Genomic DNA, 19420 nt, shown 5'->3' on the forward strand with positions numbered 1-19420 from the left:
CCCCGATGAAAGTCCTGTTTGCCCTGATGTTGGTTTCGACGGCCGCGCTGGCCGATGACGCGGCGTTGCTCAAATGCCGCCAGCTGGACGATGGCCCGCTGCGTCTGGCCTGCTATAACGCGATTCCGCTGAGTGGCGCTAAAACGGTGGTGGCGGTCGCGGCGGCCACCGCGCCGACGCCCAACCAACTGGTGCAGGAGTTCGGCCAGCAAAACGCCGCCAAGATCGACGCCATCGAATCGTCCATCGTCGGCGAGTTCGACGGTTGGGTGCCGAACCAGCGCATTCGCCTGGCCAACGGCCAGGTATGGCGGATCGCCGATGGCAGCGACGAGGCGATGTCGGCCACCAATCCCAAGGTCAAGCTGGAGCGCGGCGCGATGGGCGCGATTTACATGGACATCGACGGCTCGCGCACCGCGCCGCGCGTCAAGCGCGAGAAGTAAACCAGATGTCGAAGCTGGTCGCGCCGTCGCCGGTGGCGGCCAGCTTGTAGGCGAAGCCGTGCCGGTTCAGCACTTCGCGCACGAACAGCAGGCCGATGCCCTGGCCGCCTTTCTTGGTGGTGAAGAAGGGTGTGAACAACTGACGCGCCGGCACCTGGCCCAGCAGGTTGCCGCTGTCGATCACCGACAGACGCACGCCGTCCGCCTCGCGCGCCAGCACGAAGGCGATGCTCTTGTCGTCTACCGCGCCGGCGTCCACCGCCTCCATCGCGTTTTTCACCACGTTCAATAATGCCTGCTCCATCAGTTGCCGGTCCATCGCGATGGCGGGCACGTCGTCGCAGCGCTGCCAGGCGAGGTCGATGCCCCGGCTGCGGCATGGCTCGCGGTACAGGTAGAGTATGTCGTCCATGATGTCGCGCACGGCGTTGGGACGCGGTTCCGGCGTCGGCATCTTGACCACGCGCGTGAAGCGCTCGATGAATTCGCCCAGGCTGGCGTTGCGGCGCTGCACGGCGAGGATGGCGGTGGCGAAGTCGTCGCGGTCGTGCTCGGCGAGCTGGTCGCGGTAGTAGAGCAGCGAGTCGAGCACCGAGCCGGTGGCGGCGACGGTGTTGTTGACTTCATGGGCCAGCACCCGGATCAGTTTTTCGTAGGTGGTCTTTTCCGAGCTTGCCAGTTCCTCGGTCAGTTCCTCGACCAGCAGGAAGTGGCGGGCGAAGCCGCGATCATAGAACTGGCCGCGTTGGCCGCGATAGCGGCGGCCGTCGGTGTCGCTGAGCAGTTGGGAGTCGCCGAGCGGCAGCGCGTCCAGCTGCGCCAGCAGACTGCCGGCTTCGCCCGCGCAGTCGCCGAGCCGCATGCCTTTGGCGCTATGCAGGCCAACCAGTGCCTGGGCGCTGGCGTTCAGCAGGCTGATGCGGCCATCAAAGTCGAACACGATGACGGCGCTGGGCGTGGCTTCCAGCAGCCGGTCGAGGAAGCCTTGCTGTTCGCCGATCTGCAGCCGCTCCTGATAGAGCAGGCCCAACATGGTGTTGAACAGTTGCACCAGCTCGTTGAGTTCGGCGTCGCCGCTTTGCTGCAGACGGGCGGCGTAGTGCTGGTCCTGCAACAGGTCGTGAAAGTGGCGCGTGTAGCCCAGCGGTTCGAGCGCGCGGCGGATCAGGCGCACGCCCAGCAACAGGCTGAGCAGCACCGCCGCCTCCAGCGCCAGCATCAGCGCCGGTCGCTCGCGCAGCAACACCACCGTGCTCACCAGGAACAGTCCGTGCGCGGCGATCAGGTACGCGTACAGCCGCCAGCGCAAGCTCATCGTCCACCGCCGATGTCGTGGGCGAGGTGGCCGTCGTCGGACGCCGCCGGCGCGCTGCCGAGGCCGTGACGTTCGAGGCGGCGGTACAGCGCGGTGCGGCTCAGCCCCAGCGCTTTGGCCACGCGCGAGATGTTGCCGTGATGTTGTTCCAGCGCGTGGGCGATCATGTGCCGCTCGACCTGCTCCAGCGTCATGCCGTCGACGCCGCGCAGGCCGCCCGCCGTGCCGCCATGCTCATGCTGTTCGATGGCGATAAAATCCGCCTGCCGCAACTCGCCGCGGCCCACCAGCAGCAAGGTCCGCTCCAGCGTCTGCTTCAACTGGCGGATATTGCCCGGCCAGGGCTGCGCGCTGAGCCACTCCAGCGCCTGCGGCGCCAGCGTGGCCGACGGCAGGCCATAGCTGGCCGCCACCTCGCCGAGGATATGCCGCGCCAGCAAAGGGATGTCGCTGCGCCGCTCGCGCAACGGTGGCAGGCGGATCGTGATCAGGTTCAGGCGGTAAAACAAATCTTCGCGGAATTCGCCGCTGGCCACCAGCTCCGCCAGCTCGCGGTTGGTGGCCGACACCACCCGCACATCGGCGCGCTCGGTGCGGCTGGCGCCCACCGGCTGATAGGTCTGATCCTGCAACACGCGCAGCAGCTTGACTTGATCCGAACGGTTCAACTCGCCGATCTCATCGAGGAACAGCGTGCCCTCGTGCGCGCTGGCGACATGGCCTTTGCGGTCCGTCTTGGCGTCGGTGAAGGCGCCGCGCACATGGCCGAACATCTCGCTCTCGAACAGCGACGGCGAGATCGCCCCCATATTGATCTTGACCACCGCCTTGCCGGCGCGCGCGCTGTTGCGGTGGATGGCGTCGGCGATCAGTTCCTTGCCGCAGCCGCTCTCGCCGAGGATCAGCACCGGCGCTCGCGTGTTGGCCACCTGGCCGATGGTGCCCAGCACCTTCAGCAGGCGCGGATGCTCGCCGATGATGCCGCTGAAATCGAACTGCGCATCGAGCGCCTGGCGTGAGGCCCGCGCCGCCGGTGTGGCCGCCTCCAGCGTGGTGCGCACCAGTTCCGCCAGCTGTGTGTTGTCCCACGGCTTGGTAAAGAAGTTGGCCGCGCCGGCCTGCATGCCGCGTACCGCCAGCGCGATCGAGCCCCAGGCCGTCATCAGCAGCACCGGCAAGGCGGGCTGCATGGCGCGGAGGTCGGCCAGCAGCTGCAAGCCTTCCTCGCCGCTGGTCTGCAACGAGAAGTTCATGTCCTGCAGCACCAGGTCGACCGGCTGCTGTGCCAGTCGGGCCAGCGCTTGTTGTGGATCGTCGGCGCACAGCGCGTCGTAGCCGGCCTGTTTCAGTAGCAGGGCCAGCGACACCTGCACCGCGCTGTCGTCGTCGATAATTAAGATACGTTGCTTGCGAGTGGAATCCATGGCCTATTCGTAGTGCAGCGCTTGTGTCGGGCTGAGGCGCGCGGCGCGCCAGCCGGGATAAAGCGAACAAAGCAAGGATAGCAGATAGATCAAGCCTGCCGATAGCGCCGCCGCGCCGAAAAACACCGGCCAGTTCAGCGCTTCACCGAAGACGCCGGTCAACGGCAACTGCACCAGCAGCGCCAGCGCGATCAGCATGGCGCCGGTGCTGAGCAGGCATTGCTCGGCGATGATCTGGCGGTAGATGTCGCCGGCGTCGGCCCCCAGCGCGCGGCGCAGGCCGATCTCCGGGATACGCTGCGTGGTGTTCTGCCACAACACGCCGAACAGGCCGAAGGCCACCATCACCAGCAGGAAGGCGGCGATCACCGCCAGGATCACCAGCGGGATGGTCTGCGTCTTCAGCATCGAGGCGCGGGCGTCGGCCTGGGTGGTGATCACATAGTTCCAGTCGTTGCGGATTTGCTTGAGGCGGGCGTTGAGGCGGGTCTCAAAGGTGCGCGGCGTGCCCGGTTTGAGCTTCAGCATGATGCTGTGCGCGGCCTCCTTGCCCACGCCGGGTATCCAGCGCGACAGCATGAAATACACCGGGTCCATGTACTCGCCATGTGAACGGAATTGCTCGACCACGCCAACCACACGGTAGCGTTGTCCGTCCTTCTTGCTGCGCGTCTGCTCCACGTACAGCTGGCCGAGCGGGTCTTTTCCGGGGAACCATTGATCCGCCAGGCGGCGGTTGATGACCACCGGCGCGGCGTCGGCATGGTCATCCATCTTGGAGAAGAAGCGGCCCTGGGCGATTTGCATGTCCATGGTGGCGAAGTAGTCGTCGCTGACGCCCATGCCGTCGAGGGTCAGTACGTGGCTGCCGTCCGGCTTGGCGTATTCGCTGGTCCAGCGCGACATCTCGTAAGTGCCAAACGAGCTGAAGGCCACCGATGCCACTTCCGGCATTTCCAGCAGGCTGCGCTTGATATTGTCGAAGATGGCGGGATCGTTGGGGAGCTCCTGCGCCGCGCGGATATTGACCGACCACTGGGTTTTCCAGCCGTGGCCGGTGGGCAGCTGATACAACTGCCAGTAGCGCAAGCCGAGGGCGGCAATGGCAAACACCACCAGGAACGCCAGCAGAATCTCCAGGCTCAGCATCATGTTGCGGGACTTGCGTTTCCAGATCAGTTTCAACAGATGGCGCAGCATCAGGCAGTTCCTTTCAATGCGTGGACGGGCGCCAGGCGCGACATTTTCCAGGCCGGGATCACTCCCGACAGCACGCCGAACACCAGCGTAATCAGCAGGCCGTAGCCAAACACCGCCAGATTCATGTGGACCTGGAGGTAGGGAATGATGCCCGAGCCTTCCAACCACCACAGTACGCCAGCCGAGGCGATCAGCGCGATGACGCCGCCAATCAGGCAGAGCAGCACGTTTTCCAGCACCAGCTGCGCCACCAACTGGCGGCTGGTGGCGCCAAAAGCCTTGCGCACGCCGATCTCGCCGCTGCGTTCCATGATGCGGCCCACGTTCAGGTTGATCAGGTTCAGCGCCGGCAGCGCCATGAACAGCAGCATTAGCACGACGAAGATGGTCAGCATCTTGCCGACGTCGCCATCCTCGGCATGGCTGCTGAGCAGCGTGCGCGAGAACAGCGCCAGCTTGGAGTCGCCCCAGAAGCGCGCGATGTTGAAGATGTTGGGGTCGTCAAACTGCACCGACCGGGCCGCGTCCATGATTTCCTTTTGCAGCGCCGGCAGGTCGTCTGGCGAGCGCGCCATGATCATCGCGCCAAAGCCGCCGAACAGATTGTTCTTGTAGTCGCTCGATGGCTGGGCGGTGATCGGCGTCCAGATGTCGGCGAAGGCGTTGAGGTGCAATTCATCCCGCACCACGCCGATGACGGTGAAGGTCTGGCCGTTGGCGCTGAACTTCTGGCCGAGGTAGGGCTGGCCGGGGAATAGCTTGCGCGCGGTGGTTTCGTTGAGCACGGCCACCATGCGGCCGTTGGCCACATCGTCGGCATTGATCACACGGCCGGACACAATGGTGAAATCGAGGATTCTCCAGTAGGCCGCATCGGTCAGCCGCATCAACTGGTCGCTGACCCGGCCTTCCTGGTAGATCGACACCGATTCCGGCAGGGCGGTGGCCGAGACCAGCGCGGCATGCTTCAGCGGCTTCAGGTATTGCTCGATCATCCGGTAGCCCAGCGTGCCGGTGCGGCGGTGCGTGCTGGTGGTGTGGGTGGCCTCCATCATCACCATCTGCACGAAGCGATCGCTCTTGCCCTCGACACCGGTCGGGTAAAAAGTGTTTTGTAGCAGCGCGGTGATGACCATCAACACCACCAGCGTCAGCACGATGCACAGCAGGTTGATCGCGGTGAACAGCTTGCGGCGCATGAAGACCTTCCATGCGGTCAGCAGATAATTTCTGAACATGCGCGCTCCTTAGGCCACCAGTTGACCATCGAACACGCGCACGATGCGGGTGGCTTGCTGCGCCTCCTGCTCGTTGTGGGTGACCATGACGATGGTGGTGCCTTCGCGGTGCAGCTGGAGCAGGATGTCCATCACTTCCTGGCCCATTTTGCTGTCCAGGTTGCCAGTGGGTTCGTCGGCCAGCAACACCTGCGGTTGGCCGACGATGGCGCGGGCGATGGCCACGCGCTGCTGCTGGCCGCCCGACAGCTGGTTCGGATAGTGGTCCATGCGCGCGCCCAGACCGACCTTCTCCAGCGCCTCGCGCGCCAGCCGTTGGCGCTTCTTGTGCGAGATGTCACGGTACAGCAGCGGCAGCTCAACGTTGTCGATCACGCGCAGGTCGTTGATCAGGTGGAAGCTCTGGAAGATGAAGCCGAAAGTGCTGTTGCGCAGCTGGGCGACGTACTTGTCCTTGTACGAGGCGACCGGCGCACCGGCGACGTCGATCGTGCCGCTGCCCGGCTCGTCAAGCAGGCCGATCAGGTTGAGCAGTGTGCTTTTGCCGCAGCCGCTCGGGCCCATGATGCTGACGAATTCGGCTTTCCCGACGTGCAGGTCGATGTCTTTCAGCGCCAGGGTCTCGACCTTGTCGGTCTGGTAGGTTTTGCTGACTTTGTTCAGGCGTATCACGGTAGGCTCCATTTTATTGCCGATTATTGCGTTACGCGGACGCTGTCGCGTTCCTTGTAGCGGCTGGTATCTGAAATGATGAGCTGGTCGCCGGCGCGCGCGCCGGACAGGATTTCCACCGACTTGCCATCGCTGGCGCCAATGGTGAGCGAGGTTTTGCGGGCGACACCGTCGCGCACGATGAAGATCTCCTGCGGACCGCGGCCGTTGAAGGCGGGGCCGGCGTCGGCCAGCAGCGTGTTCTTTTTCTGTTCGGTGACGATGCTGACCTCGACCCGCAGCTTGTTGCGCAGCATGGCGTGGTGCGGTTGGCGCAGCGTCACCAGCAGCTTGACGGTGCCGTTCTGGATCTCGGGCAGCACCGTCTGCACCTCGCCATCGAGCTTGACGTTACCTTGCTCCACCAGCACCGGCTGGCCGGCGCTGAGCGCCCTCGCATGAAAATCGGACAGCGAGGCTTCCACCTTGTAGTTGTTCAGTTCGGAGACGCGCGCCACCAACTGGCCGGTGCTGACGCTGGCGCCTTCCTCGGCCATCAGCCAGGTCAGCATGCCGGAGAAGGGCGCGCGCACCTGGGTCTGCGCCAGCAGTTGCTGCTGCTCCTGCAATTGCTTTTGCAGGATGCTCTTTTGCAGCCGCGCGCCTTCGATATTGCTGCGGGTGACGCGCTGGTTGTCTTCCTGCTGCTCGTGGTGCTGACGCAGCTGAATCTCGATGCGTTTGACGTTGAGTTCGGCCGTCAGCAAATCCTCGGCGGAGACGCCGCCTGCTTTGCGCAAGGTCTGGTAGCGGCCGAGCTTGACGCGGGCGGCTTCCAGGTCCAGTTGCAGCAGCTCAATGGCGCCGGTGAGCTGCTTGCGCTTCTGCTCCATTTCCAGCGTCAGCGCCAGCATGCGGTTTTCCTGCTGCGCCAGTTGCTCCTTGATCGAATCGCTGGCCAGCACGATGGTGCGGTCGTCCAGCGTCAGCAGCAGTTCGCCGGTCTGGACTTGCTGACCCAGTTTGGCGTGTACCTTGGCCACGCGCGTCTGAATCGGGCTCGACACCTGCTCCTCGTGCACCGGAATCACGATGCCGGAAGCGCTGATGCTGTTGGCGATATTGCCTAAGCGGACGGTGGCGATGCTGACGTTGTTCGCGTCCACGCTGGGACTGATGGCGCGGTTGAGGCCCCAGGCGGCGAGGCTGATCGTCGCCAGCACGGCGGCGACCGCCAGCGCGGTCCGGCGTTTGCGGCGGCGGATGATGTGTGGGCTGATCGTGGTATCCATGCCCGTTCCATTGCAAACGCCGTGCCATACCGTTGATCCACCAACAAACCCAGTGAAATCAAGGCCTTCAGCCGATCCGGTCTGCCGGCGCCACACGCCTGGTTGCCCGCCTTCGCCCAACGGCGTCCGGAAACGGACAGGTGTATCCATGTGGAAAAATCCCAACAATTGATCCAGACCAATGTGTTAGGGTGACGCATGTGCTACGCGGGTGGAGAAAATGAGATTATGAAGAAGATCGCACTGCTGTTGCTGACGTGGCCGCTGTTGGCCCAGGCCGACGAAAAAGACCAGATCGTTACCGATCGGCCGGATTTCGTCGAATCGAGCAACGTCGTCGGCGCTGGACGCTTCCAGATTGAAACCAGCTTCGCGCTGGACCGCAACAAAGCCAACGGGGTCAAGGAGCGCACCTATTCGACGCCGACATTGCTGCGCTTCGGCATCAGCGACAACCTCGAAGCGCGCATCGAGACCGACGGCCGCATGCGTCTCGTCACCGACGACCTCAACACCGGCAGCCGCAGCACCGACAACGGCTACGCGGACCTTTCGGTTGGCCTCAAATGGCACGTCGCCGACGCGCAGGGCGCGTCGCCGTCGCTGGGCCTGCTGGCTCACGTCGATCTCGACAGTGGTTCGCGTGCCTTCCGCGCGCCCGGCAAGGGTGGCTCGCTGCGGCTGGCGGCCGAATGGGAATTGCCGGACGACTTCAGCCTCGGCGTCATGCCCGGCATCGCCTGGAAGCATGATGATAGCGACGTGGGCGGCGGTGGTCGTCACGCCAGCGGCATCTTCGGTATCGTGCTGGGCAAGGAGTGGAGCGAGCGCTTCCGCAGCTTCATCGAATACTCCGCGCCGCAGATCGCCAAGGGGCGCCACGGCGGCAATGTCGCGACCTTCGACATCGGCGCCGCCTATCTGCTGGCCGACACCGTGCAGGTCGATACCGCGCTGTCACGCGGACTGAACAAGAACACCCCGGATTGGAGCTGGACGGTCGGCTTATCCATCAAATTTTAAGCGGGAGACCCGATGCGACTCACGATCAAACAGCGCTTGTGGTTGATGAATCTGGCGACGCTGGTTTTCGTCAGTCTGGTAGGACTGGTGGGCTACTACGCCGTGCACGTGCTGGACCAGTCGATGGACGCGATCAGCACCAACAGCTCGGCGATGAAGGATCAATTGCAGGCCGACCAGGCACACGACGCCCTGCGCGCCGACGTGCTGGCCGCCCGCCTGGCCGCCGAGAAGAACGACCCGGCCGAAGTCAAGGAAGTGCGCCAGGACACGGCCGAACACATCGCGCTGTTCCGCCGGCTGATCAAGGAGATGGACGCGGCCAGTACCGATGGCGAGGTGCGCCGCGCGATGGAGCAGGTGCGGCCGGATGTGGATCGCTACCTGAAAAGCGCGGAAGAGATGGTCGAGCTGTCGCTGACCAATCCAGCGGCCGCGCAAACCAAGTTCCCGGCTTTCATGGAGACGTTCCGCGTGCTGGAGAAAAGCATGGCCGCGCTGAGCGATCTGATCGAAAAGAATTCGGACGCCACCAAGGCGGTTGGCGATGCGGCGGTGGTGCAGTCGCGCCTTTATATTCTCGGCTTCGGCTTGCTGGCGGTGGCGGTATCGCTGCTGGTGGGGCAGATGATGGCGCGCGCCATCCTCGGACCGCTGGGGGAGGCGGTCGACTTCGCGGCCCGCGTGGCCAAGGGTGATCTGTCGTCCCGCATGGAGGTGGCCGATCTGGATGTTACCGAAACCGGCCAGCTCAAGCGCGCCTTGCGCGAGATGAATCTCAGCCTGCACGGCATCGTCAGCCAGGTGCGCGGCGGCACGGATGCGATCGCGCTGGCTTCGGGCGAAATCGCGGCCGGGAATATGGACCTGTCGGCGCGGACCGAATCGCAGGCCAGTTCGCTGCAGCAGACCGCTTCGTCGATGGAGGAAATGACCTCGGCGGTGCGGCAGAATTCCAGCAACGCGGGCGAGGCCAACAAACTGGCCTCGTCGGCGGCCGACGTCGCCACGCGCGGCGGCGCGGTGATGGCGCAGGTGGTCGCCACCATGGGCGGCATCAGCGCCTCGTCGCAGAAAATCGTCGACATCATCGCGGTGATCGAGGGCATCGCTTTTCAGACCAACATCCTGGCGCTGAACGCGGCGGTGGAAGCGGCGCGCGCGGGTGAGCAGGGCCGTGGCTTCGCCGTGGTGGCGTCGGAAGTGCGCGGCCTGGCGCAACGGTCGGACGCGGCCGCGAAGGAAGTGCGACAGCTGATCGAAGCATCGGCGGCCCAGGTGGGCGAGGGCAGCGCGCTGGTCGGTCAGGCCGGCGGCACGATGGAGGAAATCGTCACCAGTATCGAGCGGGTGACGACCATCGTGGGGGAAATCGCCACCGCCAGCCGCGAGCAGGAAATGGGCATTGACCAGGTGAACCAGGCCATTGGCACCATTGACAGCGCCACCCAGCAGAACGCCGCGCTGGTGGAGCAGGCCGCAGCCGCCGCCGCCGCGTTGCAGGATCAGGCCGACCGTCTGGCCGAAGCCGTCAAAGTCTTCCGTCTCGCTAACTGAATCACCCCGACCTGGGTAGTCTCCCGCGTCATTCCCGCGCGCGCTCCGCCTAACTGAATGAGCATCAGCCGCTGACCCCGATTTTGATTTGGGGTAAGCTTGGCATTTTGTTCACTTGGTGGAGACCCATGACTATAAAGACAACAACCTCCCGGCTGGACGTGATTGACGCGCTGCGTGGCTTTGCCATTGTGTCAATCATGCTGCTGCATAACATCGAGCACTTCGACTTCTATTTTTCCCCCACCGGCTTGCCTGTCTGGCTGCAGGCGGTCGATAAGGTCATCTGGGATAGTCTGTTTTTCTTGTTTGGCGGCAAATCCTACGCCATCTTTGCCTTGCTGTTTGGCGTCACTTTTTACCTCCAATATCACAACCGCGAAGTGCGCGGCGAGGACTTCCGGGCGCGCTTCGCTTGGCGGCTGGTGTTGCTGCTGGCGTTTGGCGTGATTAATTCCATGTTTTATCACGGCGATATTTTGAGTATCTACGCTGTGCTCGGATTTGCGCTGATTCCCGTCGCAAGGCTGGGTAACCGCTGGGTCTTGATCATCGCGCTGCTGTTATTGCTGCAGCCGTATGCCTGGTGGGAAGTAATTCAGGCATTACCCAATCCGGATGAGAAATTACCTAATCCGGCATCGTGGGCTTATTTCGGCCGTGCCAATGATTATTTCGCACATGGCTCGGCGCTCCAAGTGTGGGCTGGTAATCTCACTAACGGAAAAATCGGCGCGGTTCGCTGGAGTTGGGAAAATGGCCGTCTGTTCCAGATTCCGGCTTTATTCATGCTTGGCATGCTGGCTGGCCGTAAAGGATTATTCAGCGATCCATTATTCTGGCGTCGCGCACTGATTGTTTCCGCCTTGCTGTTTATCCCGTTCTATATGTTGAAGAGCTCGCCGGAATTGCTGGGTGTTGGTGCGGCCGTGCGCCGTCCATTACTCGTGATAATTACTTCATGGACGAATGTGGCGTTTATGGTGGTGCTGGTATCGCTATTTGTACTGCTATTTTATAAGCAGCGCTGGCTGGCCATATTCTCGCCTTTGGGGCGTATGAGTTTAACCAGTTACGTGGTGCAGTCGGTGATCGGTACATCGATCTATTATGGTTTCGGACTGGGCATGTATCAGTACACCGGCGCCAGCTTTGCCCTGGCGATCGGCATTCTGTTGGCCGTGGCGCAGCAGCGGTTCAGTGTGTGGTGGCTGGCCCGTCATCCTCAGGGACCGCTTGAAACCGTGTGGCACAAACTGACATGGCTCGGCAGCCACGCTAAAAGTTAGCACGAATACACCAGGATTCAGCTTGCCTCGGGCGTGTCGTCGGGATCGATCCAGACCATGCGCCCGTGGCCGGCTTCGTTCAGGCGGGTTATCAGCGTTTCGGCCGCGGTATCGGGGAGATTCAATTCGAATTGCACCGCGTCCGCATGCCGGACATTATTCAGGGTGGCGCCGGCCATTTCAATTTCTCGCCGTACCAAACCTTCCATGGCATAGGGCGCGCTGCAGATCAGATAGCGCTGTTTGATAATGGCGATTTTCTCGGCTTTTAATAAAGCCTGCGCCACGCTGTCGGTATAAGCGCGTACCAGACCGCCGGCGCCTAATTTAACGCCGCCGAAATAACGCACCACGGTGGCTAATACACCTTCCAGATCCTGGTGGCGCAATACTTCCAGCATCGGACGGCCAGCGGTGCCACTCGGTTCTCCATCATCCACGGCGGCGGATTGACCGCCGGCCAATAATGCCCAGCAAACGTGCGCGGCGCCTGGATGCTGCTCCCATAATGTCGCCACGATTTTCTGCGCGCTGGCGCGATCGGTCATCGGCTGGACGCAGGCAATAAAGCGGCTTTTCTTAATCAGCAGTTCGTGATGAACGGCTGTATTTAATGTTTGGGGCATGGCGGATTTTCGGCGGGACGGCGGTGTAAAACCGCAGTATGTTGCCAGAAATCAGGCGCGCGCGCCATGTTGGGGGCGGCGGCACGGTATAATCCGGGCCGAGTTCACCCCACCTGACAGACCATGACCAATCCCTCCGCACCCTTCGTTTCAGCCGCCGATGGCGACCCGGCGGAAGACGATGATCTGATGCGCCAGCTCGGTCTGGCCGAGCGTGGCGTGTCGCTGTTCAAGGCCGAAGGCCGGGTGCTGCTGCGCCTGAGCGGCGAGGTTGAATACGGCCACCGTCGCGTGGCTTATGATCTGGTGCCGGCGCAGGGCGTGCTGGCCAAATCGTCCAAATGGCGAAAAATGGATGCCGATACCCGCGCCGCGTTGCTGCGCGAGCGCGCCAGCGAGGAAGTGGCGGACGCGCTGCACGGCTACGTCCGCGATTTCGTCCAGGAACTGGCCGACGCCTGCGACGATTGCGATATGGACGCCGAGCCGTTCTTGCATGCCTTGAGCGATATGCAAGTTGCCGAGCCGGCCGGCATGGTGTTCGACCGCATCCGCCAGCGGCTGGAGCACGCGGTCGAGCGCGATATGGAGGAGCAGCACGCCGAGCGTACCCGCCAGAGCATTAATCTGGCCGAGTATCCGGCCTCGTTCGAGGTGGCGCGGCGCATGAAACGCAAGTTCATCGCGGTGCTGGGCCCGACCAATTCCGGCAAGACCCACCTGGCGATCGAGGCGCTGGCGAAGGCGCCGAGCGGCGTCTACCTGGCGCCGCTGCGTCTGCTGGCGCTGGAAAACTACGAGCGCCTGCAGGAAATGTCGCCGCATGGCCAGCCGCTGAAGGTGAGCCTGGTCACCGGCGAGGAACGGCGGCTGACGCCGGGCGCCACCCACGTCGCCAGCACGGTGGAGATGCTGGATACGCAAACGCCGCTCGATGTGGCCGTGATCGACGAAATCCAGATGCTGGCCGACCGCGACCGTGGCGCCGCCTGGACGGCGGCCGTGTGCGGCGCGCCGGCGCGCATCGTCTACCTGGTGGGCGCGCCGGAAGCGCGGCGCGCCATCGAGGTGCTGGCGGCGCGGCTGGAGTGCGAGCTGGAAGTGCATCTCCTCAAGCGCAAGGGGCCGCTGTCGGTCGAGCCCACCGCTGTGCGCAAGCTGAGCAATTTGCGGCGTGGCGATGCGGTGATCTGCTTCTCGCGCCGCGAAGTGCTGATGTGGCGCGATATGGTGACCGAGATGGGGCTGTCGGTGGCGACGGTGTACGGCAATCTGTCGCCGGAGGTACGGCGCGCGCAGGCCCAGCGTTTCCGTGAAGGGGCGGCCGATGTGGTGGTGGGCACGGACGCCATCGCCATGGGTCTGAACATGCCGATCGCGCGCGTGGTGATGACCACCACGGTCAAGTACAACGGCTACGAAGAGGAAGAGATCCCGGCCGCGCTGGCGCGCCAGATCGCCGGCCGGGCGGGGCGCTTCGGCGTGCACGAGGAGGGCCTGGTGGCCGGCTACGACAACGAGACGCACAATGTGATGCGCTCGCTGCTGCGCGAAAAGCCGGTGCCGCTGAAGGCCACCGGCTTCGCGGTGGCACCGACGCTGGAGCACCTGCACCGCATCTCGTCGGTCACGCATGAGCATGCGCTGGCCAAGCTGTTGAAGCGCTTTGTGCACAACATCGACGTGCCGGATGGCTTCTTCTATCCGCGCATCACCGAGGACCAGTTTGAGCGCGCGGCCTGGCTGGATACGCTGGCGTTGACGGTGGCGGAGAAGTTCGCGCTGTCGCTGGTGCCGATTTCGTCCAAGGTGCCGTCGCTGCAGAACGCCTGGGAAACGTGGGCCAAGTCGCTGGCGCACAAGAAGGTCACGGAACTGAAGCGGAATGAGCGGCCGCTGCATTACATGAATCTGCAGGAGGTCGAGGATGCGTGCCGGCTGTATTCGGCCTACGCATGGCTGGCGTATCGTCAGCCGGAATATTTCCCGGACACCGAACTGGCGCAGCGCTTATCGCGCGAGGCGTCGGAGCGGGTGGACGCGATTCTGCAGGAGCAGAACACAGCGGCGCGCAAACGCCAGCCGCGCAAATTCCGGCGCTGAGCGGAAAACAAAAACGCCAACCGGTGAAGGTTGGCGTTTTTGTTGAATCTTGGTAGGCCGTGCGGGATTCGAACCTGCGACCAACGGATTAAAAGTCCGCTGCTCTACCAGCTGAGCTAACGACCCAAGGGGCGGAATTATATTGGCTGCCGCTGAAAAGATCAAGTTGCCTTGTCGGGTCAAGAACGTGAAATCAGAATCGCGGTAGTCAATAGCGCTGAGATCCATATCACAATAGCCTGTATTTTTCTGCCTTGCGCTGCATGTGTGGTGTTTAAAGCGATATATATCGAACAGCAGAAAGCCCCCGCTACGGACGGCAAAGGGCAGCAGCACCGGCACTAGCACGTTGATGGCGAACCAGTCCGGATTGCTTTGCAGATGCGTGAGGTAGGCGGTGAGCATAGTGCACGCTAGCACCGCCATTTTCGCCGCCATTCGGCTTAGATCAGGCGGTTGCTTTTTCGTTCCGCGCGCCGTGGATGCTCAACCTCAGCTATCATGTCGCCCTGTCTTAAAGGGATGATGATGAAAGTAGTTGCTAATACTGCGGCGGGCGCCCCGAAAATGCTCCCGGCGCAGTTTGGTTTGATTAATTTGTTGAAGGCCGGCGCGGCACAGCTGATTGTCTTGCACCATCTGGCGTTTTATGGCCCGATGTCCAGTCACGCGCGCGTGATCTTCCCGGCCTTGTTCGACTGGCTGGCCGACAGCGCACGCATTGCCGTGCAGGTGTTCCTGGTGATCGGCGGCTTCCTGGCCGCCAAATCACTGTCGCCGTCCGGCCACGCCGGCTGTCCGTCGCCCTTGCGCGCCATCGGCCGTCGCTACATCAAGCTGGCGCCGCCGTTCATGGCCGCCACGCTGATCGCCGCCGTCGCGTCGCTGTGGGCCGCCCGCTGGATGACGCACGAGTCGATTTCCACCCCCGCCACCTTGAGCCAGCTGGGCGCGCACGCGCTGCTGCTGCATGGCGTGCTGGGCTACGAATCCGTCTCCGCCGGCGCCTGGTATGTGGCCATTGATTTCCAGTTGTATGCGCTGATGGTCATGCTGCTGTGGCTGGGCGGCCGCGTCAGCGGCAACCGGGGGCAGACGTGGCTGATGCCGCTGGTGGTGGCGAGCGGCGTCACGCTGTCGCTGCTGCACTTTAATCTGGACGCGGAGTGGGACAACTGGGCCGCCTACTTCTTCGGCAGTTACGGCCTGGGCCTGATGGCCTGGTGGGCCAGCGATTCGCGCCGCAAGCCCGGCGCTGCCATCATGTTGATGATGATGGCGCTGCTGCCCGCCGTGGGGGGGCTGCTGCTGGAATTCCGCAGCCGCATCGCGCTGGCGGCGGTGGTCGCCTGCGTGCTGTTCCTGTGGGGCCGCCGCAAGATCGCCGCCGATGGCCGCGCCTGGTCAGCGATCCATGGCATGGGCAAGATTTCGTACTCGGTGTTCCTGATTCATTTCCCGGTGTGCCTGCTGGTGAACGCGGCCTTCACGCGTTTCGCTCCCGCCGAGCCGGCGTGGCAGGGCTTGGGCATGCTGGTCGCGTGGAGCAGCAGCCTGCTGGCCGGCGCCATCTTCCACCGCTGGGTCGAAGTGCCGCTGGGCCACCTGATGCATTTTGTTGTAGAAAGGCTCGCCGTGCGCGAGGTCCATATGCCACGGCCTTTGCCCCGCTACTAAAGGAGTTCTGCGTAGTTATACCGTTTTGGAATGGCTTTTTGTAAAGAAATAATAGATTGGCATGGGTACGCCGGGCGTAAGATCGAATCCAGTAACGATGTTCATAAAAAAGCCCTTACAAAAACTGGAGACTACATCATGGCTACGCCCCGTAAGACCTTGCTCGCGGTTGTCATTGCCGATCTGTTGATCGGCGTCAGCGCCCACGCACAAACCACCACGAAACCGGCCGATGCCGACGCCGGACCGACCGTCGTCGTCAGCGGCATTCGCGCTTCGCTGAGTTCCTCGCTGAACACCAAGCGCCTGCAGGACGGCGTGGTGGACGCGGTGTCCGCCGAGGACGCCGGCAAGTTCCCCGACACCAATATCGCCGAATCGCTGCAGCGCGTGACCGGCGTGCAGATCCAGCGCAATGGCGGCGAGGGCCGCTACATCTCGGTGCGCGGCCTGGGCCCGGAATTCAATAACGTGCTGGTCAATGGCCGCACGCTGACCAGCGATACCGGTGGCCGCGAATTCTCCTTCGACCTGCTGTCGTCGGACCTGATTTCCAAGGCGCTGGTGTACAAGACCTCGCAGCCATTCCTGCCCGAGGGCGGCATCGGCTCGACGGTGGACATCCAGACCGCGCGTCCGCTGTCCGGCAAGACCGGCCACAGCACCGTGATCAACGCCTCCGGCTCCTACGACAACAACTCGGAAAAGAAAACGCCCAACATCAGCGGCATGTACTCGTTCGCCAATGAAGAGCGCAACTTCGGCGTCACCGCCTCGCTGTCGTACACCGACCGCGCCTCCAAGCAGAACAAGGCGATCACCGACGCCTGGAATTACCGCGACGTCTCGGTCATCAATGGCGACCTGAACTCCAAGGGCCTGACCATGGCCGATGTCACCAACAAGAAACTGTACATCCCGCAAAGCTACGGCTTCCAGCAGGAAGACGAGAAGCGCAAACGCCTGGTCGGCAATCTGACGGTGCAGTACAACCCGTCGTCCACGTGGAAACTGACGGCCGACGCGCTGTACTCGCACCTCGACCAGCGCAACGACATCATCGCCGTCAGCGACTGGATCAACCCGCAGGTGCTGGGCGCGCAGATCAACGGCAGCAATCAGATCACCGGCCTGCTGCGCCCCGGCTCCACCTTCTACGCCAACAACCCGGCGCTGGCCGGCAACGGCAAGCTGCTGGGCGAGGCCAATTCCAATGACATGATCGTCAAGGGCGGTGACCGCAAGTCGATCACCAGCGCCTTCGGCCTGAATTCGAAATGGGCGCTGGCGCCGGAATGGAAACTGGAAGGCGACGTCAACACCTCGCGCACCAACTCCGGCTCGCCGGACATGTGGGTGGTGGCCGGCATGGTGCCGAAGAACGGCGATGTGCTGACCTTCAATGGCACGCCGTCGATCGTGTTCGGCGACGGCATCGCCGACCCGACCGCCGTGCGCGCCCACGCCGTCTCCAATGGCGATGTGCAACGCACCGATAAAATCTCCGAAGGCCGCATGAGCCTGGCGTGGAGCCACGAGATGGGCTACTTCAAGGGCCTCGATACCGGCCTGAGCTACTCGCAGCGCGAAGTCAAGCGCACCTCGTGGAGCAGCGACTCGTGGAATACCTACAGCGGCTATCACATAGGGTTGCCATCGTCGCTGTTCACGGTGACGCCGCTGGAGAACTTCCTCGGCGGCGGCGCGCAGGTGCCGAGCGCCTACCTGCGCTTCGATCCGTATGCGTACATGAATTACCTGAACCAGCGTTCGACGCTGGCGCAGTCGAACGACCCGGCGCGCTATCTGGACACCTCGCTGTTCCCGGACGGCCCGATGGCCATCGACTACACCAAGCCGTCGATGTCGGGCGTGAAGGAAAAAGTCTCCAGCATCTTCCTCGACAGCAAATGGGAAGGCGAGGGCTGGTCGGCCAATGCCGGCGTGCGCGTGGTGCATGTGCAGTCGACTTCGGTGGGCACCAGCCGCGTGCTGCAGACCGCCGTCAAGAGCCCGAACGACACCACCTACATCCTGACCTATGGTCCGATGAACACCAACACCGTCAGCAACAGCTACAACAGCGTGCTGCCGTCGGCCAACCTGAAGTTTGACCTGACGTCGGACATGATGCTGCGCCTGGCCGCCTCCAAGACCGAGACCCGTCCAACGCTGAGCCAGATGGGCGTGGACAACTCGTATGGCGGCCGCTATGGCGACGTGCAGACCGGCGGCGGCAACCCTTACCTGAAGCCGATGAAGTCCAACAACCTGGATCTGTCGTGGGAATGGTATCTGTCGAAGACCAACTACGTCAGCGCGGCGGTGTTCCAGAAAAACGTGCGTGACTTCCTGGAAACGCGTCTGGTCGATACCACGCTGCCGCAATATCCTGGCGAAGTGGTGCATGACACCCGTATCCGCAACGGTCAGAAGGGCAAGATCAAGGGCGTGGAGCTCGCCGGCCAGTACGCCTTCGACGAGTCGGTGTCGTGGCTCAAGGGCTTCGGTGTGGCGGCCAACTACACCTATGTGGACGCCACCGCCAGCCGCGAGGTCGACAGCGGCACGCCGAATTGCGGCTATCCTGGCTTGTCGCCGCAGTCGTACAACGGCTCGGTGTTCTACGAGAACAGCAAGTTCCAGGCGCGCGTGAGCTACAACTGGCGCAATCACTTCTCGATCGATTGCGGCGGTGGCAGCACCCAGCCGCGCAACCGCTCGGCTTACGGTCAGACCGACGCCAGCCTGCGCTACAACATCACGCCGACGCTGTCGTTGTACCTGGACGCGATCAACCTGACCAACTCGCGCACGCGTGAATATGCGCTCAACGAGAGCCAGTTCCTGACGCTCGAAGACGTGGGGCGCCGCGTCAACCTGGGTCTGCGCGCGGCCTTCTAAGCGGCAAAGGGACGCCGACTGCCTCTAACGTCGGCGTTCCTGTTTTCAACAGCGGCCGTAATCTCAGCGCCGCAGGTAGGCGAAGGCGTCACCGGTGTCGTACATCCGCTGATAGTGGTGGTAGTTGATTTGCTGCGCCACCACGAACGTCAGCAGTCCAAATGACCACAGCAGGTCCTCCTCTGGCTGGCCGTACCGTGCGTCGCCATGCACGCCGCCACAGCCGCAATTCCCACCCCCCCATTCTTGAGCTGTCAGTAGCCCGCGCGGCGCTACGCCTCTCCCACGCCACCGGCATCAGCGACTTCTGCCAGGTGGTGCAAAACAGTGCCGGCAGGGCTGCGGCGCAGGCGACTTCGGCATTGCGGAGATACGTCATTCGTGCTGGTATGCTATGCATGAGGTAGACTTTCTTGAAAGAATACCTACTCTAGGGGACTTCGAATTACTGCTGATTTGAACTGATGTGCTGAGAAAACGCCGGCTGTGGACGTATTCGCACGGCGGCTTCAGACCTTTTGGCACTTGTCTTGCTGTCCAAAACCACCTTTTCGTGGTCCAGACGGACTGCGGGCGTCAAAACGCCGAAAACTTCGCCTCCTTCAGGTAGCAAAGGCGGCGCAAGTTGTAGGCGGCGGCCTTCCAGTTCAGTTGCAGCGTGGCGCGTGCCAGGCC

15 protein-coding genes and 1 tRNA gene are annotated in these 19420 nt (G+C 62.9%); 7 read left to right on the forward strand and 9 right to left on the reverse strand.

The genetic code is table 11. The features are described from left to right. The first annotated feature begins 5 nt into the window (after positions 1–5). The gene (locus GTP44_RS22415) at positions 6–446 is read left to right on the forward strand and encodes a hypothetical protein (protein ID WP_161021159.1); all 441 of its coding nucleotides are present in this window, start codon (positions 6–8) and stop codon (positions 444–446) included. Here the strand turns inward: GTP44_RS22415 and GTP44_RS22420 are convergent. The 6 genes from GTP44_RS22420 to GTP44_RS22445 are packed head-to-tail and all read right to left on the reverse strand — an operon-like array spanning position 430 to position 7566. Beyond that, complete coding sequence (locus GTP44_RS22420) at positions 430–1761, reverse strand: sensor histidine kinase (protein WP_161021160.1); 1332 nt, start codon at positions 1759–1761, stop codon at positions 430–432. The two genes, GTP44_RS22415 and GTP44_RS22420, sit on opposite strands and share 17 nt — an antisense overlap. Continuing rightward, positions 1758–3185 carry a sigma-54-dependent transcriptional regulator gene (locus tag GTP44_RS22425; protein ID WP_161021161.1) on the reverse strand — a complete coding sequence of 476 codons (1428 nt, stop codon included), beginning with the start codon at positions 3183–3185 and terminating at the stop codon, positions 1758–1760. The genes GTP44_RS22420 and GTP44_RS22425 overlap by 4 nt, the downstream gene beginning before the upstream one ends. A gap of 3 nt (positions 3186–3188) precedes the next feature. Further along, positions 3189–4385: an ABC transporter permease gene (locus GTP44_RS22430; RefSeq protein WP_161021162.1), complete on the reverse strand. Its 1197-nt coding sequence runs from the start codon at positions 4383–4385 to the stop codon at positions 3189–3191. Next, positions 4385–5623 (reverse strand): ABC transporter permease, encoded by a 1239-nt coding sequence (locus GTP44_RS22435; RefSeq protein ID WP_161021163.1) that lies wholly within the window; start codon positions 5621–5623, stop codon positions 4385–4387. The genes GTP44_RS22430 and GTP44_RS22435 overlap by 1 nt, the downstream gene beginning before the upstream one ends. A 9-nt stretch (positions 5624–5632) precedes the next feature. Next, complete coding sequence (locus tag GTP44_RS22440) at positions 5633–6295, reverse strand: ABC transporter ATP-binding protein (RefSeq protein WP_161021164.1); 663 nt, start codon at positions 6293–6295, stop codon at positions 5633–5635. A 23-nt stretch (positions 6296–6318) separates the two neighbouring features. After that, positions 6319–7566, reverse strand: a complete 1248-nt coding sequence (locus GTP44_RS22445; protein WP_161021165.1) for an efflux RND transporter periplasmic adaptor subunit — start codon at positions 7564–7566, stop codon at positions 6319–6321. Positions 7567–7794: 228 nt separating this feature from the next. On the opposite strand from GTP44_RS22445, the gene GTP44_RS22450 reads away from it, so the two are divergent. The 3 genes from GTP44_RS22450 to GTP44_RS22460 all read left to right on the forward strand — a co-directional run bounded on the left by GTP44_RS22450 (position 7795) and on the right by GTP44_RS22460 (position 11435). Further along, entirely contained in the window at positions 7795–8589 is a 795-nt protein-coding gene (locus GTP44_RS22450; RefSeq protein ID WP_161021166.1) for a transporter, read from the forward strand. A gap of 12 nt (positions 8590–8601) precedes the next feature. Further along, positions 8602–10146, forward strand: a complete 1545-nt coding sequence (locus tag GTP44_RS28065) for a methyl-accepting chemotaxis protein (RefSeq protein WP_308494388.1) — start codon at positions 8602–8604, stop codon at positions 10144–10146. Between the two features lie 128 nt (positions 10147–10274). Then, a complete protein-coding gene (locus GTP44_RS22460) occupies positions 10275–11435 on the forward strand; it encodes a DUF418 domain-containing protein (protein ID WP_161021167.1) in 1161 nt (386 codons plus the stop codon). 17 nt (positions 11436–11452) lie between these two features. Here the strand turns inward: GTP44_RS22460 and GTP44_RS22465 are convergent, their stop codons facing one another. Then, positions 11453–12061, reverse strand: a complete 609-nt coding sequence (locus tag GTP44_RS22465) for an IMPACT family protein (protein ID WP_160992225.1) — start codon at positions 12059–12061, stop codon at positions 11453–11455. A 123-nt stretch (positions 12062–12184) separates the two neighbouring features. On the opposite strand from GTP44_RS22465, the gene GTP44_RS22470 reads away from it, so the two are divergent. Next, a complete protein-coding gene (locus tag GTP44_RS22470; protein ID WP_161021168.1) occupies positions 12185–14164 on the forward strand; it encodes a helicase-related protein in 1980 nt (659 codons plus the stop codon). 50 nt (positions 14165–14214) lie between these two features. On the opposite strand, the gene GTP44_RS22475 is transcribed toward GTP44_RS22470, so the two are convergent. After that, positions 14215–14290: transfer RNA gene (locus GTP44_RS22475), tRNA-Lys, on the reverse strand. Positions 14291–14692: 402 nt separating this feature from the next. Between GTP44_RS22475 and GTP44_RS22480 the strand changes: the two genes are divergently transcribed. After that, the gene (locus GTP44_RS22480; protein WP_371867302.1) at positions 14693–15841 is read left to right on the forward strand and encodes an acyltransferase family protein; all 1149 of its coding nucleotides are present in this window, start codon (positions 14693–14695) and stop codon (positions 15839–15841) included. Positions 15842–15979: 138 nt separating this feature from the next. Beyond that, the gene (locus GTP44_RS22485) at positions 15980–18745 is read left to right on the forward strand and encodes a TonB-dependent receptor (RefSeq protein WP_161021169.1); all 2766 of its coding nucleotides are present in this window, start codon (positions 15980–15982) and stop codon (positions 18743–18745) included. 63 nt (positions 18746–18808) lie between these two features. Here GTP44_RS22485 and GTP44_RS22490 read toward each other — a convergent pair whose 3' ends face one another. Beyond that, positions 18809–18958, reverse strand: coding sequence for a hypothetical protein (locus GTP44_RS22490; RefSeq protein WP_161021170.1), 150 nt, complete (start codon positions 18956–18958; stop codon positions 18809–18811). Positions 18959–19420 lie beyond the last annotated feature (462 nt).

Origin of the sequence: Duganella lactea (genome assembly GCF_009857505.1) — a bacterium.
In the GTDB taxonomy this organism is placed as follows: Bacteria; Pseudomonadota; Gammaproteobacteria; order Burkholderiales; family Burkholderiaceae_D; genus Rugamonas; species Rugamonas lactea.